Origin of the sequence: Gordonia sp. GONU (assembly GCF_024733855.1) — a bacterium.
GTDB lineage: Bacteria > Actinomycetota > Actinomycetes > Mycobacteriales > Mycobacteriaceae > Gordonia > Gordonia amicalis.
This window is the reverse complement of sequence record NZ_JANRHB010000031.1, coordinates 13,084-38,585: the sequence shown is the minus strand read 5'-3', so window position 1 is coordinate 38,585 and position 25,502 is coordinate 13,084. Positions and strand designations below refer to the sequence as shown.

Below are 25,502 nucleotides of genomic sequence, written 5' to 3'. Positions count from 1 at the left end.
TGGTTTCGGTGTCCTTCCGAATCAGATGGCGGCGAACTTGTTGAATTCGGGCATGCGCTTCTCGGCGAAGGCCCGCGCACCCTCGGCACCTTCTTCGGTGTGGTGGGTGAACAGGTCGAGGGCGCTCATCGCGAGATTGGACAGACCGGCCTGGTGGTCGGTATCGGCGTTGAAGCTCTGCTTGAGGAAGCGCAGTGTGGTGGGCGACTTCTCGGCGATCTCGGCGGCGATCTTCTTCGCCTCGTCGAGCAGATCGGCCGCCGGGACGACCCAGTTCACCAGTCCCCACCGTTCGGCGGTCTCGGCGTCGTACTGGCGGCACAGGTACCAGATCTCGCGGGCACGCTTCTCCCCCACGACGCGGGCCAGGAACGCCGAACCGAATCCGGCGTCGAAGGACCCGACCTTGGGCCCGGACTGACCGAAGCGTGCCGTGTCGGCTGCGATGGTGAGGTCGCACAGCACGTGCAGGACGTGTCCGCCGCCGATGGCGAGTCCGTTGACCGCGGCGATGACCGGCTTCGGGATGTCGCGAATGGTCTTGTGCAGGTTGCCGATCTCGAACATGCCGCTCTCGCTGGGCCCGTAATCGCCGGTCTCCGCACGCTGTTTCACGTCACCACCGGTGCAGAACGCCTTCTCCCCGGCTCCGGTCAGGATCACCGTCTGGACTCCGTTGTCGGCCCAGGCACGACGGAAGGCGTTGATCATCTCCTCGACCGTCTTGGCCCGGAAGGCGTTGTACCGATGCGGCCGGTTCATCGTGATGATCGCGGTGGGGCCCTCGACCGTGTAGTCGATGTCTTCGTAATCCATCTTGATCTCCTTCTGCTGGGAATCGCCTCCAGGCACATCCATATGGGCGTGTCTGCAGTGGTCAGCGATGATTTCTTGCTCGAGCGGAGCCCCGCTGTGAACATCTATTCCGGTACGAGTGAACGTACATTCATTCATCTGGATGTGTCAAGGGTCACTCCGTTGCCGGCGTCAGTGCAGGTGGTTCGTTCGTCATGCGCGGCGGATCGGCCGAACCTAGACTTCGGGGACCATGAGATTCACCCAGACCATCTCCGGCACGTCCTATGAGTTCGACGGCCTCGTCGAACTCATGGCGAAGGCCACCCCGCGCCGCTCGGGTGACGAATTGGCCGGTTGCGCCGCCACGTCCGACGCCGAACGTGCCGCTGCGGCATGGCAATTGGCCGACGTTCCCCTGTCATCTTTTCTCGAGGATCTCCTGGTCCCCTACGAGTCGGACGAGGTCACCCGACTCATCGTCGACACGCACGATCGCGCAGCCTTCACCGAGATCTCACACCTGACCGTCGGCGGGTTCCGCGACTGGCTGCTCGAGATCTCCACCCGCTCCGACGCGGCCGAACGCATCGCACGCATCTCCCCCGCCGTGACGCCGGAGATGGCGGCCGCCACGTCGAAGATCATGCGCAACCAGGACCTCATCCTGGTGGCATCGGCCATTCGGGTGACCTCGGCGTTCCGGACCACCATCGGGCTCCCGGGCCGCATCGCCACCCGCCTGCAGCCCAACCATCCCACCGACGATCCGCGCGGGATCGCCGCAGCCACCCTCGATGGTCTGCTGATGGGCTGCGGCGACGCGGTGATCGGGATCAACCCGGCGTCGGACTCACCGCAGGCGACCACCGACCTGCTCCACATGCTGGACGAGATCCGTCAACGCTTCGAGATCCCGATGCAGTCCTGCGTGCTCTCGCACGTCACCACCACGGTCGACCTGATCGGTCAGGGCGTCCCCGTGGACCTCGTGTTCCAGTCGATCGCCGGGACCGAAGGAGCCAATGCGGGATTCGGTGTGAATCTCTCGATCCTGCGTGAGGCCAACGAGGCCGGCCGGTCCCTGCGCCGCGGCACGGTCGGCGACAACGTCATGTATCTGGAGACCGGACAGGGATCCGCGCTGTCGGCGGGCGCGCACCTCGGCACCGGTGGCAAAGCCGTCGACCAGCAGACCCTCGAGACGAGGGCCTACGCGGTCGCGCGCGCCCTGGACCCGTTGCTGATCAACACCGTCGTCGGATTCATCGGCCCCGAATACCTCTTCGACGGCAAGCAGATCATCCGCGCGGGACTCGAAGACCACTTCTGCGGGAAGCTCCTCGGACTCCCGATGGGCGTCGACGTCTGCTACACCAACCATGCCGAGGCCGACCAGGACGACATGGACACGCTGCTGACACTACTCGGCGTCGCCGGAGCGGCCTTCGTCATCGCGGTGCCCGGCGCCGACGACGTCATGCTCGGCTACCAGAGCCTGGCCTTCCACGACGCGTTGTACGTGCGACAGGCACTCGGATTACGTCCCGCACCCGAATTCGAGGCGTGGCTCGCCCGACTCGGGATGTGCGACGCCGACGGCCGAATCCTGCCGGTCGATCCGGCGACTTCGCCCCTCCTGCCGTTGGCGGCCGGCCGATGAGCACATCGGAGCAGTCACAGCCGGCGGAACTCGCCGACGGCGACGACATCTGGGCGTCGATGCGTCGAACCACGCAGGCGCGCATCGGTCTGGGGCGTGCCGGTAACTCGCTGCCGTCACGTCGCGTCCTGGAGTTCCAAGCCGCACACGCAGCAGCACGGGATGCCGTCCACGAACCCCTCGACGCCGACGCCATCGCCGAGTCGCTCGCCGAACTCGGCCTCGGTCGTCCGGTCATCGTCACGAGCCGGGCCTCGGACCGCGGCGAGTATCTGCGCAGACCCGACCTCGGCCGGACACCCGAGGACCTGTCGGCGCTCACCGAATCCGCCACCGACATCGGCATCGTCATCGCGGATGGCCTGTCCCCGCGCGCGGTCGCCGGTCACGGACACGGTCTGGTGGCCGCACTCGTCGATGCCCTCGACGGCCGCTACACGATGGCGCCGCCGGTGATCGCCACGCAGGCGCGCGTCGCGCTCGGCGACCACATCGGCGAGGCCCTCGGTGTGACGACCCTCATCGTGATCATCGGTGAGCGACCGGGACTCTCGGTTGCCGACAGCCTCGGCATCTACCTGACCCATCTACCCCGGCCCGGACGCACCGACGCCGACCGCAACTGCATCTCCAACATCCACCCGCCGGACGGATTGCACTACGACGTCGCCGCGCGGATCACCGCGGCCCTCGTCGACGGCGCCCGGAGACTCGGCCGATCAGGGGTGGCTCTCAAGGACACCTCACGTCCGGGCGCACAGGAGAACATCGGCGACGCAGACGATCTCACCATCGAGACCTCGTGATCCCGCGATCGCTCCCCGCCCTCACATCCCGAGGATCTTCGCCTTCTGCGCGGCGAACTCCGCCTCCGTGAGGATGCCCTGCTGGTAGAGCGCACCGAGTTCCTTCAGCGCCGCGATCGTGTCCATACCGGTCGACTGCGCGGGCGGTTGCGGTGGTTGCGGCGGTGGCGGTGATTCGGGATACGGCGTCGGGGCGTACTGCGGTTCGGGATATCGCTGCGCACTCGGGTCCTGCTGGGTGACAGTCCCCTGTTGCGCCCAGCGGCTAGCCTGACGCCGCGACACCCGGTTGCTCACCGCGGTGGCGGTCCCGGAGATGACGGCCGTGCGCGCGACCCCGCGGATCAGACCTGGCATGACACTGTTCCTCTCTGACCCGTCAGGGCTGTCGAGACGATCACGATCGCTCGATCGCGTCGAGCGATTCGAGGAGCGCGTCGACCGGAATCCGGCCCGATGCGACCACGCGCCCACCGTTGTTGCGCAACGCCGTGGCGAACGGAGCGGCCCACAGGTTCTCCCACACGAGAACCGCTGCACTGGAACCCGGTTCGATCGCAGTGGCCGCCTCGGCGATGTCGGTCTCATCGAGAATCGACGTCGCCGCTCCGTCGAAGATCGCGAACTCCACACCCAGTTCCCCGATCTCGACCTCGGCGACGGCTCCGTCGGCCCCCTTGGTCAGGAAGACGATGTCGATGAGACGCACGATCCCGCGGTCGATCAGGTCCATCAGGTAGGGCAACGCCTCACCGGTGGGTTCTCGCCCGGCCCATTCGACGACGACGTAGTCGACCGGACCCAGTTCACGATCAGGGGCCTGATCACGATCGGCGGCGGCGGTCATTACCGCAGATCCACTACGGCGTCACCCGGCTGCGGTTCGTACAGGGCACCGATCTCGGCCGCGTACTTCGTGGCGATCGGAGCGCGGCGCAGCTTCATCGTCGGTGTCAGTTCATCCCCGCCCGGATCCCACGTGACGGGGACGATGGTGAACCGCTTGACCTGCTCCACGCGGGACAGCCTTTTGTTGGCAGTACGAATGGCGGTCGAGACCTCGTCCACGACCTCGGGATGCACGGACAGTTCGGTGAGGTCGGCGTCGGGCAGATTCAGCTTCTCGGCGCGCGCCGCCACGACCTCCGGGTCGAGCACGACCAGCGCGGAGACATACGGCTTCGCATCGCCGATCGCGGCCACCTGACTGATCAACGACGACGCCGCCTTCATCGCGTTCTCGATATTGGTGGGCGACATGTTCTTTCCGGACTCGTTGATGATGAGTTCCTTCTTACGGTCGATGATGATGACGTTGCCGTCGTCGTCGATCTTCGCGATGTCACCGGTCGACAACCAACCGTCGGCGTCGATCGCCTCCGCCGTCTTCTCGGGTTGGCCCCGGTATCCGCGCATCACCACGGGGCCGCGGACGAACAGCTCACCGTCGTCGGCGAGTCTGACCTCCATGCCACGTATCGGTGGGCCGACGGTGCCGATCTTGAGGTTGTCGGGCGTGGTCATCGTCGACACACCGGTGGTCTCCGACATCCCCCACACCTCGAGAATCGGGATTCCCAAGCCCAGGAAGAACTTCAGCACCTCTGGTGGGATCGCTGCGGCACCCGAGCCGGCGAACTTGATCTGGTCCAGTCCGAGCGCGGCACGCACCTTGTGCAGCACCAACCGGTCGGCGAGGCCACGCTGAGCCCTGGCGAGGACACCCAGCCCCTTGCCGTCGATCTGTGCCTGAACACCGGCTGCTCCCACGCCGAAGGCCCAACCGGCGAGCACTCTCTTCACCGGACTGGACTCCTCGGCGACCTTCGCCTCGATGCCGGCCCGGATCTTCTGCCACACCCGCGGGACCCCGAAGATGAACGTCGGGTGCACTTCGGGCAACGCCGCGGCGATCTCGCGCGGGTCCGACACCGTGGTGATCTGCATGCCGCGCATGATGTTCGCCGCATGCGACGACACCCGATCGGCGATGTGCGCGGACGGCAGATAGGAGATCGAGCGGTCGTCGAACCCCACGTCGACCTTCTCCGTCAGCGCGGCCATCTCCGCGACGATGTTGCGGTGGGTGATCTCGACGCCTTTCGGAGGTCCCGTGGTCCCGGAGGTGTAGATCAGGGTCGCCAGGTCTTCGGGTTCCACCGCCCGCCACGACGCGGTGAAATCGAACCCATCGGGCGGCGGCGTGCGGGCGACGTCGTCGAGCGAGATCGCGTCGGCGGCCACCCCATCGACGACGATGATGCGTTCGACGCCGGTGTTCGCCGATGTGATCACCGGCAGGAACTTCTGCTCGGTGATCACCACCGAGTTCCCGGCGTTGCCGAACAGGTACTCGATCTGGTCGGACGAGCTCGTGTTGTAGATCGAGAACGGGACCGCACCGAGGTGCACTGCCGCGGTGTCGACCAAGTGGAACTCCGGCCGATTGGTCAGCATGAGGCCGATGGTGTCGCCGCGCCCGATGCCGAGCGCCGCGAGTCCACCGGCGATGGCCTCGACCCCGGTGGCGTACTGCGCCCAGGTGATCTGCCGACCGCCGCCGGCGGTACGGATGGCCACGGCGTCCGGACGGACCGTGACCGTCTGCTGGAACGCGGCCGGGATCGTCGACACGTCGACGCCGGTCTCATGGGGAAAGGTGATCAGGTCTGGAGCGCTCATCTGGTCCTCTAATCGCCAGTGCGATGGTTGTGCTGCACATCACACTAGCGAGGGTAACCGTGGCGAGGATCGGTTCACGCCAAACGGTGACCAGATCGAAAACTGCAGGTCAATACTGTTTGTCTAGCGAAAGACTCGAGTCGACCGGCGACAGCGTCCACGCCCCTCCACCGGTCAGTTCCAGCACTTCGGTGTGGTGCTGGTCGGTGGTGCTCCGGTGGCTGACCGACACCAGGATCGTCTCTGGGAGCTCGGTCCGGATCAGTTGGTACAGCGCGTATTCGAGGCCCTCGTCGACCGCCGAGGTCGCCTCGTCCATGAACACCGCCTGCGGCTTCGTCAGCAGGATGCGAGCGAACGCGACGCGCTGCTGCTCGCCCGGCGAGAGCACTTTGGCCCAGTCCTCCTCATCGTGCAGACGGTCGACGAGATGCGGCAGGAACACCTTCTCCAGGGCCCGCTTGACGGCGTCGTCGCCGACGTCGTCGGGAAGCGCCGGATAGGCGACCGCGGTCCTCAGATCACCCAGCGGGATGTAGGGCATCTGCGAGAGGAACAGGGTGTGGTCACCCGGCGGACGGGCGAACTCGCCGTCGATGAACGGCCACAGGCCGGCCAGTCCCCGCAGGAGAGTGGTCTTGCCCGAACCCGAACGACCCTTGATGACCAGCGCGTCACCGGGATCGAGAGAGACGTTGAGTGCGCGGATCAGCTCGTCGCCGCTCGGGGTGTTCACGTCGATGTCGGCGAGACGCACTGCGCGTTCCCGATCGGTGGTCGTGATCTCGGGCATGGCTCGCGACTTGACGTCGGCGTCGGCCAACCCGTCGAGACGGATGATCGACGCGCGCAGACCGGTGAAGTCGTCATACGCGGTCCGGAAGAAGGAGAGTGCGTCGTGCATCTCGCCGAAGGCCGACGCCGTCTGCTGCATGTCGCCGAGCTTGATCTGGCCGTCGAAGAACCGCGGGATCTGCACCAGATACGGGAACACCACCGCGAGCTGGCTGACGCTGAAGTTCCAGCCGACGAAGGCCATCCGGACATGGACGATCTGCCAGTAGTTCCTGATGACCGCCGCGAACCGGGACATCAGTCCGGAGTGTTCGACCCGTTCTCCGCGATAGAACGCGATGTTCTCCGCACTGTCGCGGACCCGGACGAGCGCGTAGCGGAAATTCGCGGTGAGCCGCTCGTTCCAGAAGTTGAGACGGATGAGCGGTCGACCGATGGCGAACGCCACGACGCTCGTCACCAGCACGTACACGAAAACCAGCCACATCATCATCCGTGGGATCTCGACACCGAGGAGCGTCACCGGCCCCGACAGATCCCAGAGGATCTTCGAGAAGGACACGATCGAGGCGACCGCCGTGAGCACACCGTTGGTCGACGAACCGCCACCGCCCCAGAGCAACGACGATCCGACGGACGCGACGTTGGTGATGTCGGCCTGGATGCGCTGGTCGGGGTTGTCGACCCCGGGATGGATGTCGGTCGGCCTGCTCGAGGGCTCCGATGTGCGGCGGAACCACCTCCGCCGCATGAGTCCCGCACTGAGGTCGACGAAGCGATTGCGGTAGAAGGCGCGTCCGTTCATCCAGTCCGCCGATGCCCCGGCGGTCATCCAGCGGCGGAGGTTGATCTCGAATGCGGCCCCGACGTAGATCTCGATCATGGTGCGCACCACGTGGAGCGACGCGAGGATCGCGAACACCATCATGGAATGCCAGAACGCATCCTTGCCGGCCTGAAGCAGGTCGGCACCCTGCGGACCGCCTGCCAATCCCTCGGCAGCGGTCTGCAGGCCGGTGAAGAGGTCATTGCTGAAGTACGAGAACAGCACCGTCACCCGCACACCCATCAGTGCGAGCAGGGTGAGCGCCGCGGCCAGCCCCCAGGCCCGCAGTCGCGTGCCGGGCTCGGTGAAGAATCCGCCGATGACGCGCCACAGCGGCCTGCCCCACCGGCTGAAGCGGGCGAGCAGGAATCCGATGACGAGAATCGACGCCGCGGAGATCCCGAATGCGATGGCCAGCCACTTCAGGCTGGCCCACACCTCGTTGCCCCAGTCGATGCTGTACTCCACGCACACTCCCTTACCGTCGGACGTCGCAGCCGGGAACGCCGGGCGACATCGCGGCCCGTCTGCACGCGGAGCGTCGGAGATGCAGTCGACACAACGGGTCCGGGCCCAACAATGATCCGGCGCAGTTTAACCCGGCGTTCACCGGCTGTCCGGACAACTGCGGCCCATGTCGCGACGGGTCGGCGGAACTCAGGCGAGGGACCGGAGCACCGCACCCTGTTGGAGGGCGGACGTGGAGACCGGTTGGGAGAAACGATCGCCGATCCGGACGACATAGCCGGCGTCGGTGAACGTCACGCCGTCGACCTCGAAGGTCAGTTGGCACCCGTCATCCGCGCGCAGGAAGCGGTCGAGCGAGGTGACGGCGACCTCACCGCCGGCGGCGTCGTAGATCGCGACCTGCGCGCCGCGGACGATGCGTCCGCCGTCGGGCAGCGCCGCGACCTCCGTTGCGCAATCGGCGACGACGCCGCCCTTGGCCGTGAACGTCTGGGTGGTCAGGAGTCCGACCAGCAGGGCGCCGATCACAACGGCGGCGAACAGCACCATCGCAAGCGTGGTTCCGACGATGACCGGTCGACGCGTCCTGCGCTGCCAGGTCCGGCGTGGGAGGGGCGGGCCGGGATCGAGCCACATCTCCTGGGCTGCAGTCATTTCGAAGAAGTCACTTCTTGGGCGGGAAGTACTTGATCAACGCTTCCTGCACGACCGACGTCGCGAGGGTGCCGTCCCGCATCCAGAATCGTCCCGACCCCATGCCGCGCGAACCCGTCGCCACCGGCGAACGCGTCGCGTACAGCAACCAGTCGTCGAATCGGAACTCGCGATGGAACCACATCGAGTGGTTCACGGTCGCCGCGAACAGCCGGTCGATGCCCCACGACAGTCCGTGAGTGGTGATGATGGAGTCGAGGACCGTGGTGTCGGAGGCGTAACACATTGCGGCGACGTGCATCACGGGGTCGTCGGGCATCACGCCGTCGGCCTTCATCCACACCCGGTTGTCGGTGAGCTTGTGCCCGGCCTCCTTGGCCTTCCAGCTCGGATCATTCGCGAAGCGGATGTCGACCGGATGCAGGGCGTTCACGAAGGTGGCGATCCGGTCCTCGAATCCCTTGAAATGCTCTCCGAGAGTTGGCAATTCCTCCGGGTAGGGCACCTGCGGAATCTCCACCGCGTGCTCGAGTCCGGCGGCGTTGTCCTGGAAGGCCACCAGCATCGTGAAGATCTCTTCGCCGTTCTGCTTGGCGGTGACCTGACGATTGGCGAAGGACTTGCCGTCGCGGAACCGGTCGACGTGGTACTCCATTGGTTTGGTGACGTCGCCGCCGCGGATGAAGTGTGCGTGCAACGCGTGGATCGGCGGGTTGCCGCGCGTCAGGCTGCGGGATGCGGCCACCACTCCCTGCCCGAGGAGCTGCCCGCCGAAGGTGCGTGCGGTGACCTGCTCCGGGTGGTGTCCGATGAACACGTCCTCGTCGCGACGTTCCACGTCGAGCAGTGCGAGCAGCTTGCCGAGATCCCCGGTCTGTTCCACGGTCATGGCCTTCACCCTAGTGACAGACCGGGGACCTCGGTGTCGGTGGTCGTGCTTGTCAGTGGTCCTGCTCGCCGATGCGGTGGACGTGGATGAGGTTGGTGGAGCCGACGGTGCCGGGCGGGGCGCCGGCCACGATGACCACCACGTCACCCTCGGACAGTCGCCCGATGCGCAGCAACTGATGGTCGACCTGGTCGATCATGTGGTCGGTGGTGTCGACGTTGTTGACGATGAACGTCTCCGTGCCCCAGCTCAGTGCGAGCTGACTCCGTACCTCCTGCGTCGGCGTGAAGGCCAGCAGCGGCAGCCGCGAATGCAGCCGGGCGAGGCGCCGGACGGTGTCGCCGGACTGGGTGAACGCGACGAGTGCCTTCACCTCGAGGCGTTCGCCGATGTCCCGGGCCGCGTAGGAGATGACGCCTCGCTTGGTGCGGGGCACATGCGACAGCGGCGGCACGTCACGCGGACCGGACTCGACGGCCCGGCAGATGCGGTCCATCGTGCGGACGGTCTCGAGCGGGTACTTCCCCACCGAGGTCTCGCCGGAGAGCATCACCGCGTCCGCACCGTCGAGAACGGCGTTGGCCACGTCGGACGCCTCGGCGCGGGTGGGTCGCGAGTTCTCGATCATCGAGTCGAGCATCTGGGTCGCGACGATCACCGGCTTGGCGTTCTCACGGGCCATCTGGATGGCCCGCTTCTGCACGAGCGGCACCTGCTCGAGCGGCAGTTCGACGCCGAGGTCGCCGCGGGCGACCATGATGGCGTCGAAGGCCAGGACGATGGCCTCGAGGTTCTCGATGGCCTCCGGCTTCTCCAGCTTCGCGATGACCGGCACCCGGCGGCCCACCCGATCCATGACCTCGTGGACGAGTTCGATGTCGGACGGGCTGCGCACGAACGACAGCGCGATCATGTCGACACCGAGACCGAGTGCGAACTCGAGGTCCGCGATGTCCTTCTCGGACAGCGCGGGCACCGAAACGCTCATACCCGGCAGCGACAGACCCTTGTTGTTGCTGACCGGGCCACCCTCGGTGACGGTGCAGACCACATCGTTGCCGTCGATCGACGAGACCGTCAGTCCGACCTTGCCGTCGTCGACGAGGAGCCGGTCGCCCGGGCTCGCATCCTCCGACAGCTGCTTGTAGGTGGTGGAGACGCGATCGTGGGTGCCCTCGACATCGTCGACGGTGATCCGGATCTCCTCACCCGTCTCCCAGACGGTCGCCCCGTCGCAGCCGTCGAAACGACCGAGCCGGATCTTGGGTCCCTGCAGGTCGGCGAGGATGCCGACGGCCTTCTCCGCCGCATCGGAGGCCTTGCGGACGCGCGCGTAGACGGCAGCATGGTCCTCGTGCTTGCCGTGGCTGAAGTTCATCCGGGCCACATCCATACCGCTGGCGACGAGTTCCTTGAGGCGTTCGTCGCTGGAGGTGGCCGGACCCATGGTGCAGACAATCTTGGTTCGCCGAGTCACACCAACACCTTAGTCCCGTCGGTGGAGCATCTCCACGCGCCGTCACAGACGTCATCCAGTGGTCACGTGGTGTTGTCGCAGGTGACGGTCCACTACTTCCCGGTACGCAGTTCGAGTCACACAGGCAGCTCGCGCGTGTTCGCCGTCCCCGCCGTTTCGGTCGGCGACCGCGATGCTCCGTTGGCTCCACTCCTCAGCGCACGGAGAGCGGCAGGGCCGCGGGCCGGACCGGAGAGGGTAGGTCGGATTCACCGACGAGGTACTCGTCCACCGCCCGCGCCGTCGACCGGCCCTCGGCGATCGCCCACACCACCAGCGATGCACCGCGATGTGCGTCCCCACACACGAAAACGCCGGGAGCGTCTGTCTGCCAATCACTTCCGCACGAGATGGCGCCCCTCTTGTTGGGTTCGATCGCCAGTCCCGACAGCAGTTCGCCGCGCTCCACACCGGCGAAGCCGATCGCGAAAAGTGCCAGCTCACAGGGGATCTCGAACTCCTCCCCGACCGGTTTGATCTCGCGTCGACCGTCGGCGTCTCGTCGTACCTCGACCTCCGCGAGGACCATGGTGGTGACGTTGCCCTCCTCGTCGCCGAGGAAACGCTGGACGGCCACCTGGTACCTGCGTTCACCGCCCTCGGCGTGCGCACTGGAGGTCCGCATGACCAGCGGCCAGGTCGGCCACGGCGAGCGCGTGTCGTCGCGTTCGTCGGGGAGTTCGGGGTTGTAGTCGAGCTGGACCACCGAGGCCGCGCCCTGCCGGTGGGCGGTGCCCAGGCAGTCCGCGCCGGTGTCGCCGCCGCCGATGATGACGACGTGCTTGCCGGCCGCGGTGATCGGCGACGGGCCGTCGCCCTCGCACTCCCGGTTGGCGGGCACGAGATGTTCCATTGCCAGGTGGACCCCGTTGAGCTCGCGACCGGGCACCGGGTTGTCGCGGGCCTGCATCGCGCCGATGGCCAGGACGACGGCGTCGTGTCGCGCCTGCAGGTCGCCGACGGACAGGTCGGTGCCGACGTCGCAACTGGTGGCGAACTCCGTTCCCTCGGCGCGCATCTGGGCGATACGCCGATCGATGTCGGACTTCTGCAGCTTGTACTCGGGGATGCCGTAGCGCAGCAAGCCACCGAGCCGGTCGTCGCGCTCGTAGACGGTCACGTCGTGCCCGGCACGCGTGAGCTGTTGCGCCGCGGCGAGTCCGGCCGGACCGGAACCGACCACCCCCACCGACTTCCCGGTCTTGGACGCCGGCGGTTCGGGTCCGATGACGCCCTCCGCCCACGACTCGTAGGCGATGGTCTTCTCGATGCGTTTGATGGTGACGCTGCCGCCGGTCGCGGACTCGGAGATCGACAGGACACAGGCGGCCTCACACGGCGCCGGGCACACCATCCCGGTGAACTCGGGAAAGTTGTTGGTGGCGTGGAGCCGGCTGCTCGCCGCGTCCCAGCGGCCGCGACGGACGAGGTCGTTCCACTCCGGGATCAGGTTGCCCAGCGGGCAACCCGCGGAACCGGAGTGGCAGAACGGGATACCGCAGTCCATGCAGCGGCGCGCCTGGGTACTGACCTCCTCGAGCACCTTCACCGGGTTGTCGGCGTGGACGTAGACATCGTCCCAGTCCTGGACGCGCTCGGCGACCGGACGGTACTTCGCTTCTTTCTTCGGGACTTCCAGGAACCCGCGCGGATCAGCCACGTGCCGCCTCCATGATCGCTGAATCGACGTCGCGTCCCTCGGCCTCGGCCATCCTGGCCGCGTCGAGCACGCGCTTGTAATCGGTGGGCATCACCTTCGTGAACGCCAGGCAGCGGCGGGGCCAGTCCGCCAGGATCGAGGCGCCCATCGCCGACCCCGTCAGGTCGGTGTGTCTGGCGACGGTCTCCTTGAGCCATGCCAGATCGTCGGGGTCCGGGCGCATGAGCTTGACCATCGCCATGTTGACCTTGGTCCGGTCGAGGTCGTGCACGTAGGCGATACCACCCGACATCCCCGCCGCCAGGTTGCGTCCCGTCGGTCCGAGGATCACCACGCGCCCGCCGGTCATGTACTCGCACGCGTGGTCACCGACACCCTCGACCACCGCGGTCGCACCCGAGTTGCGAACCGAGAAACGTTCGCCCACGCGGCCTCTCAGGTACACCTCACCCGAGGTCGCGCCGTAGAGGATGGTGTTGCCGGCGATGACCTGGTCCTCGGCCACGAACCACGAGTCGGGATGCGGGGCGACGACGATCTTGCCGCCGCACAGCCCCTTCCCGACGTAGTCGTTGGTGTCACCGGTGAGCTTGATCGTCACGCCGGGCGGCAGGAACGCGCCCAGCGACTGGCCGGCCGAACCCTCCAGCTTCACCACGATCGTGTCCTCGGCCAGGCCCTCGGCGCCATAGCGTCGCGTGACCTCGGCCCCGAGCAGGGTGCCCACGGTCCGGTTGACGTTGCGCACCGGCAGTTCGAGCGTGACCGGGTGGGCGTCCTCCAGCGCACCCTCGGCGAGCTGGATGAGCGTCTGGTCCAGTGCACGGTCGAGTGCGTGGTACTGCTCCCGCACCCGACGGCTCGGACCCTTGTCCTCCACCTTGCGGAAGATCGGGGACAGATCGAGTCCTTTCGACTTCCAATGCGCGACCGCGGCGTCGGTGTGCAGACGCTGCGACTGCCCGATGGCCTCGTCGAGGGTCCGGTACCCCAGCTGCGCCAGATACTTCCGCACGTCCTCGGCGATGAAGCGGAAGAAGTTGACCAGGTGATCGACCTGGCCGGTGAACCGCGACCGCAGCTGCGGGTTCTGGGTGGCGACACCCACGGGGCACGTGTCGAGATGACAGACGCGCATCATGATGCACCCGGCCACGATCAGGGGCGCGGTCGAGAAGCCGTACTCCTCGGCGCCGAGCAACGCCGCCATGATGACGTCTCGGCCGGTACGCAGTGCACCGTCACACTGGACGGTGATCCGGTCGCGAAGTCCGTTGAGCATCAACGTCTGCTGGGCGTCGGCGAGTCCGATCTCCCACGGGGTGCCGGCATGCTTGAGCGAGGTCAGCGGCGACGCACCGGTGCCGCCGTCGTGTCCGGAGATCAGCACGACGTCGGCATGCGCTTTCGACACGCCCGTCGCGACCGTCCCCACGCCCACCGCGCTGACCAGCTTGACGTGGATGCGCGCTTCGGAGTTGGCGTTCTTCAGATCGTGGATCAGCTGGGCGAGGTCCTCGATCGAGTAGATGTCGTGGTGCGGCGGCGGCGAGATCAACGCGACACCCGGCGTCGAATGCCTGGTCTTGGCGATCCACGGGTACACCTTGTACGCCGGAAGCTGGCCTCCCTCACCGGGTTTCGCGCCCTGGGCCATCTTGATCTGGATGTCGGTCGCGTTGATCAGGTAGTCGCTGGTGACACCGAACCGCCCGGACGCGACCTGCTTGACGGCGCTGCGGCGTTCCGGGTCGTAGAGACGGTCGACGTCCTCGCCACCCTCACCCGAGTTGGACCGGCCGCCGATCCTGTTCATCGCCATCGCGATGGTCTCGTGGGCCTCGGCAGAGATCGAGCCGTAGCTCATGGCACCGGTGTTGAAGCGCTTCAGGATCTCCTCGACCGATTCCACCTCCTCGAGCGGGATCGGTTCGCGCGCATCGAGATCGAATTCGAAGAGACCGCGGAGCGTGCCGCCTTCGCGAGACAGCCGGTCGACCTCGTCGGAGTACTTCTGGAAGATCTCGGCCCGCCCGGTCTTGGTGGCGTGCTGCAGCAGGAAGACGGTTTCCGGGGTGAACAGGTGCAGTTCCCCGTCCCGGCGGTACTGGTACTCGCCGCCGGAGTCGAGACGGCGGTAGACCTGTTCGGTGGGATTCTCCGGGAAGGCGCGGTGGTGACGTATGCGCACCTCCTCGGCCAGTTCGTCGAGTCCCACGCCCTCGATGCGCGACACCGTGCGGGTGAAGTACTCGCGCACCACCTCCGACGACAGGCCCACGGCCTCGAAAGCCTGTGCGGCGGTGTAGGAGCTGATCGTGGAGATACCCATCTTGCTCATCACCTTCAGCACACCCTTGCCGAGCGCCTCGAGGTAGTTGCGGATCGCCTTCGACGGTGTGACGCCGGTCAGTTCACCCTCGGCGATGAGGTCCTCGATCGTCTCGAGCGCCAGGTACGGGTTGACCGCGGCCGCCCCGAAACCGATGAGCGTCGCGATGTGGTGGACCTCGCGGGCGTCGCCGGATTCGACGACCAGTGCGACCCGGGTTCGCTCCTTGGTGCGCACCAGATGGTGGTGGACGGCCGAGGTGGCCAACAGCGACGGGATCGGCGCGTGGTCGGAGTCGGTGAGCCGATCCGAGATGACGAGGGTGGTGTGTCCCTCGGCGATCGCCTGGCTCGCCCGCTGACGCAGATCCTCCAGCGCGGCCGCGAGACCGGCTCCGCCCTCGGCCACCTCGTACAGCGCACGGAGCAGCTTGGCCGACGACCCCGGATGATCGCCGTCGTCGTTGATGTGGACCAGCTTGGCGAGGTCGGCGTTGTCGAGGACCGGCCAGTGCAGCATGATCTGACGGCACGACGCGGCGCTGGGATTCAGCAGGTTCTGCTCAGGACCCATCACGCGGCCCATCGAGGTGACGATCTCTTCGCGGATCGCGTCCAGCGGCGGGTTGGTGACCTGCGCGAACAGTTCGACGAAGTAGTCGTAGAGCAGCCGCGAGCGCTGTGACAGGACCGCGACCGGGGTGTCGGTGCCCATCGAGCCGAGCGGTTCGTACCCCGACGCCGCCATCGGCGTGAGCAGCACCCGCAGGTCCTCTTCGGTGTATCCGAAGGACAGCTGCCGGCGGACGACGGTGTCGTGGTTGGGCTGGAAGACCGGGCGTTCGGGCAGCGTGGCGATGTCCACGAGCCCGGCGTGCAACCACTCGTCGTACGCCTCGGCGTTCATCAGCTCGCCCTTGATCTCCTCGTCCGGGATGATCCGCCCCTGCGCCGTGTCGACGAGGAACATGCGGCCCGGCTCGAGGCGGCCCTTGCTGATGACATCGTCGATCGGGACGTCGAGGACACCCGCCTCGGAGGCGAGGATGATCCGGCCGTCGCGGGTCTGCCACCATCGCCCGGGGCGCAGGCCGTTGCGGTCGAGGACCGCGCCGACGACGGTGCCGTCGGTGAAGGTCACGCACGCCGGCCCATCCCAGGCCTCCATCAGCGACGCGTTGAACTGCAGGAACGCGCGGCGCTTGGGATCCATGTCGGGGACGTTCTCCCACGCTTCGGGGACCATCATCATGACCGCGTGGGGCACGCTGCGACCGCCGAGATGCAGCAGTTCGAGCACCTCGTCGAGCGAGGCCGAGTCCGAGGCCTCGGGGGTGCAGATGGGGAAGGCACGCTTGAGGTCGCCGGGGATGAGCTCGGTCTCGAGCAGGGCCTCCCGGGCGCGCATGCGATTGCGGTTGCCGCGCACCGTGTTGATCTCGCCGTTGTGCGCGACGAACCGGAACGGATGCGCGAGGGGCCACGACGGGAACGTGTTCGTCGAGAACCGCGAATGGACGATCGCGATGGCGCTCTGGCACCGGTCGTCGCGCAGATCCGCGTAGTACAGCGGCAACTGCATCGTGGTGAGCATGCCCTTGTAGACCATGGTGCGGCTCGACAGCGACGGGAAGTACAGGCCGGTACCCGCCTCCTCGACCTCCGGCGTGACCCGCTCGGCCTGCTTGCGGAAGGGGTAGATGAAGCGGTCGAGGGCCACGCCGCCGATGCGTTCGGCACCCGATTCGGGATCGACGGTGACGAAGATCTGCATCATGTACGGCATACACGCGACGGCGGTCCCGCCGATGTCGGCGTGCTCGTGATCGACGGGCACATCGCGCCAGCCGAGGACCGTGATTTCTTCGTCGGCGGCGAGCGCCTCGACCCGTGCGATCGCCCGCTGTCGCAGGTCCGGGTCCATCGGCAGGAAGCACGTGCCCGCCGCGTAGGTGTGGGAGCCGTCGGCGGCCGGCGCGGGAAGCTCGAAGTCGGTGGTGGCACGCAGCAATTCGTCGGGCAGCTGGATCAGGATGCCGGCGCCGTCACCGCTGTTGGTCTCGGCTCCGGCGGCCCCGCGGTGCTCGAGGTTCTCCAGTGCCAGAAGACCGTCGGCGACGATCGAATGCGAACGCCGGCCGTGGATGTCGGTGACCATCGCGACGCCACACGAGTCGACCTCGGCCTCCGGGTCGTACAGGCCCTGCTTGGCCGGGAGCGCAGAAAACAGCATCACTACCTCCACTCGATCCGGAAACGGATCGCTGCTGAGTGTCCACTGGGACAGCACTGGCCCGAGGAGTATTGCGCGGCGAGCGAGTGACCGTGCCGAGATCGGTACCGGGCTGATTCGAAACCGTCGCGACCCCGAGGGTCGTGGTGGTCGGTACCGGGCGGTCGGAGATCGCGCGTCGTGAGATTCGATCGTATCCGAACACCACGGGGCACGCCGGTGCTCGAGTCCTGTGATCCTCACGACCGGAATCCGCCCCGGAAAACCACCCTCGACAGAGGCGCCGACGACAATATGTCGTCGGCGGCTCTCTGGAGGGCGCTTTACTGGGGTCTATTTCAGGGGCGACGACGACCGAATCTGGAGGCGACCCGGCGACGGAAACTGCTCGTGGAGTCGGTCTCCCCGGCGTCTGGCCGGTCTGCGTCGGTCGCTTCCACGTCGGCTTCATCTGGGGCAGCAGATTCTGCGTCACCGGTTTCGGCAGACGACGACCCGCTTTCGGCGACGTCGCTTGCTGCGTCCTCGGATTCGGCGACGCCGCCCACCTCGGATTCCGTGATCCCGGACCCCGTGGTCTCGGAGTCGGTGGTCTCGGAGTCGGTGGTCTCGGAGTTGGTGACCCCGGAGTCGGTGGTCTCAGTCTCCGGCTCGGGTGCGTCGGACTCCCCTGCGTCCGAGTCGACCGTGTCGGATTCGGCGGTGTCGGACTCCCCTGCGTCCGACTCGACCGTGTCGGTTTCGGCGGTGTCCGACTCGACGGTGCCCGACTCGACGGTGCCCGACTCTTCCGCGTCAGACCCGACCGCCTCCGAATCAGCCGTGTCCGAATCAACTGTGTCCGACGCAGCTGTGTCCGGCTCAGCTGTGCCAGGCGCCGTGTCGCCGGTTGGCTGCACGTCGGCGGTTGGCTGCACGTCGGCGGACTCAGCGTCGGCTTCCGTGACCGCGGTTTCGTCGAGCGCGGTTTCGTCGAGCGCGGTTTCGTCGAGCGCGGTTTCGTCGACCGCCGATTCGGCAGCCTCGGTGTCGTCGCCGTCCGCGGTCTCGGTGTCGGCCTGCGAGTCGTCCACCGTGCTCGGCTCGGCGTCCTCGGCCGCCTCATCGGCAGATTCGCCGTCCTGTGCTGTCGCTGTCTCGGCCACCACCGGTTCGGCACTTCCGGTGGTCTCGGTCGTCTCCGCGTCCTCCACCGCCTCGGCCTCCTTTGCCTCCTCGGCGATCTCGTCGTCGAGGACGTCCAGGGTGGTAGAGCCTGCTGCCGGCTCGGCCTTCTTGCCGTCCAGGTCGTCGAGATCTTCGTCGTACCAGTCGTCGACGTATCCGGCGACGCCCTGCTCCTCGAGTTCGGCGGCACGTTCGGGGTGGTACATCTCCAACCCTTGTTCACGTCCCTTGGGCGCGACCACGAAGTAGACGATGGCGCACACGAACACGAGCGCGGCCGTGAAGAGGTTCGGGCGGATCCCGGCGATGTCGTTGGCGACGGCGGCACGGTCGTCGCGCAGCATCTCGATGAAGAACCGGCCGAGGCAGTAGCCCGCGATGTAGAGCGCGAACAGGCGACCGTGACCGATGCGGAACTTGCGGTCGATGACCACCAGCAACACCACGATCAGCACGTTCCACAGGAGTTCGTAGAGGAACGTCGGCTGGACGATGGCGACGACGACGCCGTTGGACTTGCCGTCGATCAGGCCCGCGTCGGAGTAACCGGCCTCGTTGACGCGCTCATAGATCTTGAGACCCCAGGGCAGCGTCGTCTCACGGCCGTACAACTCCTGGTTGAAGTAATTGCCGAGCCGGCCGATGGCCTGCGCCAACAGGATCGGCGGGGCGATCGCATCGCCGAAGGCGGGCAACCGGATGCCGCGGCGTCGGGCGCCGATCCACGCCCCGACCGCACCGAGGGCGACCGCACCCCAGATTCCGAGACCGCCGTCCCAGATTCGCAGGGCGTCGAGCGGTTCTTTGGGGGCGTCGGCCCCGAAGTAGGTCTTCCAGTCGGTGATCAGGTGGTAGAGACGACCGCCGAGGAGACCGAACGGCACCGCCCAGATCGCGACGTCGAGGACCTCGCCTTCCTGTCCCCCGCGGGCGATCCACCGGCGATTGCCCCACCAGACCGCGACGATGATCCCCGCGATGATGCACAGCGCGTAGGCGCGCAGCGGGAACGGTCCGAGATCCCACACGCCCTGAGGCGGACTGGGGATGTAGGCGAGCATCGTCGAGGTCGGCGCGTTCACGGTGCAACCCTATCCGACCGGGCCACTCACGCCCGTCCGGTCCGGGTGCCGGGTGACGCGCCTGGCCTCGATACGGCCCTCGGGTGGCCCCCGGCCTCACTCGACCAGCAGGACACGCAGGAGACGGCGGCGAACGACTCGCGCAGCAGGTCCGGCGTCAGACGGCGGCGTGGCGCGACCGCACGCCCTCGGCGAGTTCTGCGGTGAGCGACGCCAGTCGGTCCTGGCCGGCCTTGGCCGCGGTCACGAGTGCCGACCCGACGATGACGCCGTCGGCATAGGACGCGATCTGGGCGGCCTGTTCGCGGTTGCGGACACCGAGGCCGACGCCGATGGGGATGTCGGAGTACTCACGGACGCGGGCACACAGCTCGGGAGCCATGTCCGACACCGCGTCACGCGCACCGGTGACGCCCATGGTGGATGCGGCGTACACGAATCCGCGGGATGCGTCGACGGTGTATGCGATGCGTTCGGTGGTCGACGACGGCGCGACCAGATAGATGCGGTCGAGCCCGTGCTCGTCGGAGGCCGCGTGCCATGCGGCCCCTTCCTCGGGGATCAGGTTCGGCGTGATGAGACCGGCGCCGCCGGCGTTGGCGAGATCGCGTGCGAACTTGTCGACGCCGTACTGCAGCACCGGATTCCAGTAGGTCATCACGACCGCGTTGCCGCCCGCCGCGGTGATCGCCTCGACTGCCGTGAACACGTCATGGACGCGGACGCCGTCGGTGAGGGCGAGATCGGCGGCTTCCTGGATCGTCGGACCGTCCATCACCGGATCGGAGTAGGGCACGCCGACCTCGATGATGTCGCAACCGGCGTCGACCATCGTGCGGAAGGACGTCAGCGAATCGTCGACGGTCGGATAACCCACCGGGAGGTAGCCGATCAGGGCAGCGCGGTTCTCCGCGCGGCACTTGGCGAACACCGGTCCGGTTTTCGACGGGATCGTGTCTGCGCTCATGCCTGCTCTCCCGGTTGCCCGCTGGTGGTCTTCGCCTCGTCCTGTGACGGCGGGGGGTCGAAGAGGCCGAACCAGCGCGCCGCGGTGTCGACGTCCTTGTCGCCGCGTCCGGAGAGGCTGACGACGATGATCGAGCCCTCGCCGAGTTCCTTGCCCAGCTTGAGCGAACCGGCGACTGCGTGGGCCGACTCGATGGCCGGGATGATCCCTTCCCGGCGGCTCAACAGCGCCAGTGCGTCCATCGCCTCGGTGTCGGTGATCGGACGGTACTCGGCCCGGCCGGTGTCCTTGAGATAGGCGTGCTCGGGGCCGACGCCCGGGTAGTCGAGACCGGCGGAGATCGAGTGGGATTCGATCGTCTGACCGTCCTCGTCCTGCAACAGGTATGAGTACGCGCCCTGGAACGCCCCCGGCGTCCCGCCGGTGAAAGTCGCTGCGTGACGGCCGGATTCGACACCCTCACCGGCTGCCTCGAAACCGACGAGGCGAACGTCCTTGTCGTCGATGAACGGGTGGAATATCCCGATCGCGTTGGAACCACCACCGACACAAGCGGTCACCGCGTCGGGCAGGCGTCCGGCCTTGTCCAGGATCTGGGCGCGAGCCTCGAGACCGACGACGCGCTGGAGGTCACGGACCATGACCGGGAACGGGTGAGGTCCCGCGGCAGTGCCGAAGCAGTAATACGTGTTGTGCGCGTTGGTGACCCAATCGCGCATCGCCTCGTTGATCGCGTCCTTGAGGGTTGCCGAACCGTTGTCGACGGCGATGACCTCGGCGCCGAGCAGGCGCATCCGAGCGACGTTCAGCGCCTGACGGTCGGTGTCGACGCGACCCATGTAGATCACGCACTCCAGACCCAGCAGCGCACACACGGTGGCGGTGGCGACACCGTGCTGACCGGCACCGGTCTCCGCGATGATGCGGTTCTTGCCCATCCGCTGAGCCAGAAGCGCTTGTCCCAGAACGTTGTTGATCTTGTGCGAGCCGGTGTGGTTGAGGTCCTCGCGTTTGAGGAAGATGCGCGCTCCCCCCGCATACTCGGCGAGACGCTTCGCTTCGTACAGCGGCGACGGCCGTCCGGCGTAATCACGCTGCAGACGGTCGAGTTCGGCGAGGAAGTCGTCGTCGGAGCGGATCTTGTAGAAGGTTGTGGTGACCTCGTCGATGACGGCCATCAACGCCTCCGGCACATGCCGTCCGCCGTAGACGCCGAAGTGACCGCCCTCGTCGGGTTCGATCGACGTACGCGTGGTCAGTCCGGTGCTGGCCGGCGGAAGCACCGTGCTCGCGGAAGAATCAGGATGGGCCGAATCAGGATGGGCGGTCACTACATCTCACAGTCGATCGGGCCGACGACGACATGGACCGAACACGGCCCGAAGGCGTATGTCAGCGAACTGGTTTCGGGCACGACGGATGGGTACCCGCAGTGACCAGCTCACGCACGGCGGCGCGGGGGTCACCACTTGTCACGAGTCCCTCACCCACCAGGACGGCGTCGGCGCCCGCTCCGGCATAGGCCAGCAGGTCGGCGGTTCCACGTACGCCGGACTCCGCGATGCGGATGATCTCGGTCGGCAGGCCGGGGGCGATCCGCGAGAAGGTGTCCCGCTCGACCTGCAGGGTCTTCAGGTTTCGGGCGTTCACGCCGACGACCGACGCGCCGGCCTCGAGGGCACGGTCGGCTTCTTCCTCGGTGTGGACCTCCACGAGGGCGGTCATGCCCAGGCTCTCGGTGCGGTCGAGCAACGAGGCGAGGACGTTCTGTTCGAGGGCCGCCACGATGAGCAGGATGACGTCGGCGCCGTGGGCGCGGGCCTCGTGGATCTGATACGGCCCGACGATGAAGTCCTTGCGCAGGACCGGGATGTCGACCGCTGCACGAACGGCGTCGAGGTCGGCGAGTGATCCGTGGAAGCGACGCTCCTCGGTCAGGACGCTGATGATGCGGGCGCCGCCCTGTTCGTAGGCCTTGGCGAGCTCGGCGGGATCGCCGATCGAGGCGAGCTCCCCCTTCGACGGACTGGCGCGCTTGACCTCGGCGATCACACCGATGCCGGGCTGGCGGAGCGCCGCCATGACATCTCGGGGAGCGGGAGCCTTCGCCGAGGCGGCCTTGACAGCAGCGAAGTCGACCACCGCTTCACGTGCGGCGACGTCGGCTTTGACTCCCTCGATGATCGACTCGAGAACGTTGGGCATGCTCACAGCGACTCCGCTCCCTTCCGCTCGTCGTGTGGTCTCAGGGTAGACCGATCGTCTCGGCGGCCTGTCGTCGGGTTGGCCGAATCTCCACAAACCTGCAACGGTCCTCGACTGTTACGCATGTCTCAGTACGCATATCTCGGCCTGTCGGGTGCGTCTCACGGAGAACTTCGGTTCGGGTCATTGCGCGCCCGGAGCGGTCAGCGCTCGTCCGGATCGGACGACTCTGTCGGGTCGATCCCGGTGTCGAGCGCGTCCCACATCATGCGCTCGTTCGCGTCGGGATCGTCGCCGGACCGGCCGTCCTTCCCGCCGGTCTCGACCTCGCCCGTGGCCGGGGCGTCCCCGGTCGTGGCGTCCGCCGCGGCCGCCTTCTTCCTTCGCTCGTAGTCGGCGAAGATCTCGGTCTCGAGCTCCTCCCGCCGGGCGGCGGGAGTCTTGTACTTGGACGACATCCTCGCACCCTTGGCCACCCGGAGCAGCACAACGGCGGCGGCGACCGCGCACACCGTGCCGAGCAGCACGAGCGCTGCAGGCGGCCACTTGGTGTCGGTGTAGAGCACGATGTACCGGTCCGGGATGTCGCCCGCGTCGGCGGCGTACTCGGAGTCGGTGCCGCCGGTGATGAGTGAGATCGCCGGGAACGCGGCCAGCACACCGCCGGCAGCGACCAGTAGTGCGACGAGGCGCAGGCCCCAGCCCCGCACGGACAGCACCGCGGCGATACCGGCGAGATAGACCAGGGCGAGCGGCGTCAGCCAGGGGCTCCAGTCCGATCCCTTGACGTCGAACGCGCGCTGGGGAGAGAGGCCGTCCTCGGCCGAGACCGTCGCCCACGTCAGCCGGCTCGCACCCCAGAACGCGGCGGCGGTGGCCGCCATCAGGATCGCGGCGATGATCTGCGGACGGCGCGACGACTTCGGCCGGGACTTCGGCGCGGCGCCGGCGGCCGGCTGTTCGGCTGAGGTCACGACGTCTCCCCTCCAGGTGTCTCCCCGACCCTGCTCATCGTCGACGCGGCGGCGACGGCATTGAGCACCGCGGTGGCCTTGTTGCGTGCCTCGTTGTACTCGTATTCGGGTTCGCTGTCGGCGACCACGCCGCCACCGGCCTGCACGTAGGCGTGCCCGCGCGCGAGGAGCGCGGTGCGGATGGCGATGGCGGTGTCGGCGTTGCCGGCGAAGTCGAGGTAGCCGACGATGCCGCCGTACAGGCCGCGTCGTGTCTTCTCGTGTTCGTCGATCAGTTCCATCGCGCGTACCTTGGGCGCTCCGGTGAGGGTTCCGGCCGGGAAGCAGGCGGTGACCGCGTCGAGCGCATGCTTGTCCGTTCGGAGGGTTCCCGAGACCGTCGACACCAGGTGCATGACGTGGCTGTACCGCTCGATGTGGCGATAGTCGCTGACCTTCACCGTGCCCGGGACGCAGACGCGACCGAGATCGTTGCGGCCGAGGTCGACGAGCATGAGGTGTTCGGCGTTCTCCTTCTCGTCTTCCAGAAGGCCCTTGCCGAGCAGCTGGTCCTCTTCCTCGGTGGCGCCACGCCAGCGCGTTCCCGCGATGGGGTGCGTGGTCGCGACCCGGTCGGACACGGTGACCAGCGCCTCCGGGCTGCTGCCGACGATCGTGAACGGCTTGCGTGCGATCGCATCGGGGGCAGCGGTGTCGCTGTTCGCCTCGGTCCCCGGCATCCGCAGCAGGTACATGTACGGGCTGGGGTTCGACGCGCGGAGCACGCGGTAGACGTCCAGCGGATCGGCGTCGGTGTCCATCTCGAAACGCATCGAGGGGACGACCTGGAAGGCCTCGCCCGCCTCGATCTCGCCGACGAGGCTCGTGACGATCTCGCTGTACTCCTCCAGGGAGCGCTGCGCGGTGAAGTCCGGCTTGGGCCGGTCGAAGGTCGAGACGGTCGAGGACGCCGGTGCGGCGAGCGCCTCGGTCATCCGGTCCAGCCGCGCCACGGCGTCGGCGTAGGCCTCCTCGACGCGTTCGTCGGAGCCGTCCCAGTTCACCGCGTTGGCGATCAGCGTGATCGTGCCCTCGTGATGGTCGACGGCGGCGAGGTCGGTGGCCAGCACCATCATCATGTCCGGCAGGCCGAGGTCGTCGACGGTGGTCTCGGGGAGGCGTTCGAGACGCCGGACCATGTCATAGGCCATGAACCCGACGAAGCCACCGGTCAGCGGCGGCATACCCGGCAACGGGTCGGTCCGCAGGACGCGCAGCGACTCGGCCAGCACCTCGAGCGCGTCTCCGCCTTCGGGCGCGCCCACCGGCACCGATCCCCACCAGTGCGCCTGACCGTCGACGACGGTCAGCGCCGATGGCGCTCCGGCCCCGATGAAGGACCAGCGCGACCAGGAGCGGCCGTTCTCCGCCGATTCCAGCAGGAAGGTGCCGGGACGGTCGCCGGCCAGCTTGCCGTACGCCGACAGCGGTGTCTCGGAATCGGCGAGCACTTTACGGGTCACCGGCACCACGCGATGGTCGCGGGCGAGGTCGAGGAATTCGGTGAGGGACGTCGTGTGCGCCACGGCCGCCGAGTTCACGCCGCTCATCCGAGGGGCTCGCCGCCGACGCCCCACTGGGTGCGCGGTACCTCGGTGATCGTCACCCAGACGGAATCCGGGTTCTTGCCGGTTGCCTTGGCGTACGCCTCGGTCACCGCCGCGATGGTCTCGCGCTTGACGCGGTCGGAGAGTCCGGGGGTCTGCGAGATCTGGATGAGGGGCATGCAGCGTCACCGCCTTTCGGGTGT

At 67.3% G+C, this 25,502-nt stretch carries 19 protein-coding genes; 2 read left to right on the top strand and 17 right to left on the bottom strand.

The window, feature by feature from the left end; all coding sequences use genetic code 11:
- Nucleotides 1-21: 21 nt before the first annotated feature.
- Nucleotides 22-816: an enoyl-CoA hydratase-related protein gene (locus NWF34_RS20505; RefSeq protein ID WP_024497896.1), complete on the bottom strand. Its 795-nt coding sequence runs from the start codon at nucleotides 814-816 to the stop codon at nucleotides 22-24.
- Nucleotides 817-1,048: 232 nt separating this feature from the next.
- On the opposite strand from NWF34_RS20505, the gene NWF34_RS20500 reads away from it, so the two are divergent.
- Nucleotides 1,049-2,458 (top strand): ethanolamine ammonia-lyase subunit EutB, encoded by a 1,410-nt coding sequence (locus tag NWF34_RS20500; RefSeq protein WP_238063516.1) that lies wholly within the window; start codon nucleotides 1,049-1,051, stop codon nucleotides 2,456-2,458.
- Entirely contained in the window at nucleotides 2,455-3,264 is an 810-nt protein-coding gene (gene eutC / locus NWF34_RS20495; protein ID WP_238063514.1) for an ethanolamine ammonia-lyase subunit EutC, read from the top strand. The genes NWF34_RS20500 and eutC overlap by 4 nt, the downstream gene beginning before the upstream one ends.
- A gap of 21 nt (nucleotides 3,265-3,285) precedes the next feature.
- Here eutC and NWF34_RS20490 read toward each other — a convergent pair whose 3' ends face one another.
- From NWF34_RS20490 to NWF34_RS20415, 16 genes are all read right to left on the bottom strand, one after another.
- Nucleotides 3,286-3,621 (bottom strand): SHOCT domain-containing protein, encoded by a 336-nt coding sequence (locus NWF34_RS20490; RefSeq protein WP_238063512.1) that lies wholly within the window; start codon nucleotides 3,619-3,621, stop codon nucleotides 3,286-3,288.
- A gap of 40 nt (nucleotides 3,622-3,661) precedes the next feature.
- Nucleotides 3,662-4,111: a DUF6325 family protein gene (locus tag NWF34_RS20485; RefSeq protein WP_238063510.1), complete on the bottom strand. Its 450-nt coding sequence runs from the start codon at nucleotides 4,109-4,111 to the stop codon at nucleotides 3,662-3,664.
- The gene (locus NWF34_RS20480) at nucleotides 4,111-5,946 is read right to left on the bottom strand and encodes a long-chain fatty acid--CoA ligase (RefSeq protein ID WP_258325979.1); all 1,836 of its coding nucleotides are present in this window, start codon (nucleotides 5,944-5,946) and stop codon (nucleotides 4,111-4,113) included. Before NWF34_RS20480 ends, NWF34_RS20485 begins: the two co-directional genes overlap by 1 nt.
- A gap of 109 nt (nucleotides 5,947-6,055) precedes the next feature.
- Complete coding sequence (locus NWF34_RS20475) at nucleotides 6,056-8,035, bottom strand: ABC transporter ATP-binding protein/permease (RefSeq protein WP_258325978.1); 1,980 nt, start codon at nucleotides 8,033-8,035, stop codon at nucleotides 6,056-6,058.
- Between the two features lie 189 nt (nucleotides 8,036-8,224).
- Nucleotides 8,225-8,689, bottom strand: a complete 465-nt coding sequence (locus tag NWF34_RS20470; RefSeq protein ID WP_258325977.1) for a hypothetical protein — start codon at nucleotides 8,687-8,689, stop codon at nucleotides 8,225-8,227.
- 10 nt (nucleotides 8,690-8,699) lie between these two features.
- Nucleotides 8,700-9,578: an acyl-CoA thioesterase II gene (locus NWF34_RS20465; protein WP_006437818.1), complete on the bottom strand. Its 879-nt coding sequence runs from the start codon at nucleotides 9,576-9,578 to the stop codon at nucleotides 8,700-8,702.
- A 52-nt stretch (nucleotides 9,579-9,630) separates the two neighbouring features.
- On the bottom strand, nucleotides 9,631-11,055 hold the full coding sequence (gene pyk / locus NWF34_RS20460) for a pyruvate kinase (protein WP_006437817.1): 1,425 nt from the start codon (nucleotides 11,053-11,055) through the stop codon (nucleotides 9,631-9,633).
- 193 nt (nucleotides 11,056-11,248) lie between these two features.
- Nucleotides 11,249-12,754 carry a glutamate synthase subunit beta gene (locus NWF34_RS20455; protein WP_258325976.1) on the bottom strand — a complete coding sequence of 502 codons (1,506 nt, stop codon included), beginning with the start codon at nucleotides 12,752-12,754 and terminating at the stop codon, nucleotides 11,249-11,251.
- A complete protein-coding gene (gene gltB, locus NWF34_RS20450; protein ID WP_258325975.1) occupies nucleotides 12,747-17,318 on the bottom strand; it encodes a glutamate synthase large subunit in 4,572 nt (1,523 codons plus the stop codon). The genes NWF34_RS20455 and gltB overlap by 8 nt, the downstream gene beginning before the upstream one ends.
- 338 nt (nucleotides 17,319-17,656) lie before the next feature.
- Nucleotides 17,657-19,546, bottom strand: coding sequence for a prolipoprotein diacylglyceryl transferase (gene lgt, locus NWF34_RS20445; protein ID WP_375295695.1), 1,890 nt, complete (start codon nucleotides 19,544-19,546; stop codon nucleotides 17,657-17,659).
- A 178-nt stretch (nucleotides 19,547-19,724) separates the two neighbouring features.
- On the bottom strand, nucleotides 19,725-20,534 hold the full coding sequence (gene trpA / locus NWF34_RS20440; protein WP_258325973.1) for a tryptophan synthase subunit alpha: 810 nt from the start codon (nucleotides 20,532-20,534) through the stop codon (nucleotides 19,725-19,727).
- Entirely contained in the window at nucleotides 20,531-21,865 is a 1,335-nt protein-coding gene (gene trpB, locus NWF34_RS20435; protein ID WP_024498860.1) for a tryptophan synthase subunit beta, read from the bottom strand. Before trpB ends, trpA begins: the two co-directional genes overlap by 4 nt.
- A 61-nt stretch (nucleotides 21,866-21,926) precedes the next feature.
- A complete protein-coding gene (gene trpC, locus NWF34_RS20430; protein ID WP_024498859.1) occupies nucleotides 21,927-22,745 on the bottom strand; it encodes an indole-3-glycerol phosphate synthase TrpC in 819 nt (272 codons plus the stop codon).
- 197 nt (nucleotides 22,746-22,942) lie between these two features.
- Nucleotides 22,943-23,713 (bottom strand): TIGR02234 family membrane protein, encoded by a 771-nt coding sequence (locus NWF34_RS20425; protein WP_258325972.1) that lies wholly within the window; start codon nucleotides 23,711-23,713, stop codon nucleotides 22,943-22,945.
- Nucleotides 23,710-25,302 (bottom strand): anthranilate synthase component I, encoded by a 1,593-nt coding sequence (locus NWF34_RS20420; protein WP_258325971.1) that lies wholly within the window; start codon nucleotides 25,300-25,302, stop codon nucleotides 23,710-23,712. Before NWF34_RS20420 ends, NWF34_RS20425 begins: the two co-directional genes overlap by 4 nt.
- Nucleotides 25,299-25,478, bottom strand: a complete 180-nt coding sequence (locus NWF34_RS20415) for a tautomerase family protein (protein WP_005196179.1) — start codon at nucleotides 25,476-25,478, stop codon at nucleotides 25,299-25,301. Before NWF34_RS20415 ends, NWF34_RS20420 begins: the two co-directional genes overlap by 4 nt.
- Between the last annotated feature and the right edge of the window lie 24 nt (nucleotides 25,479-25,502).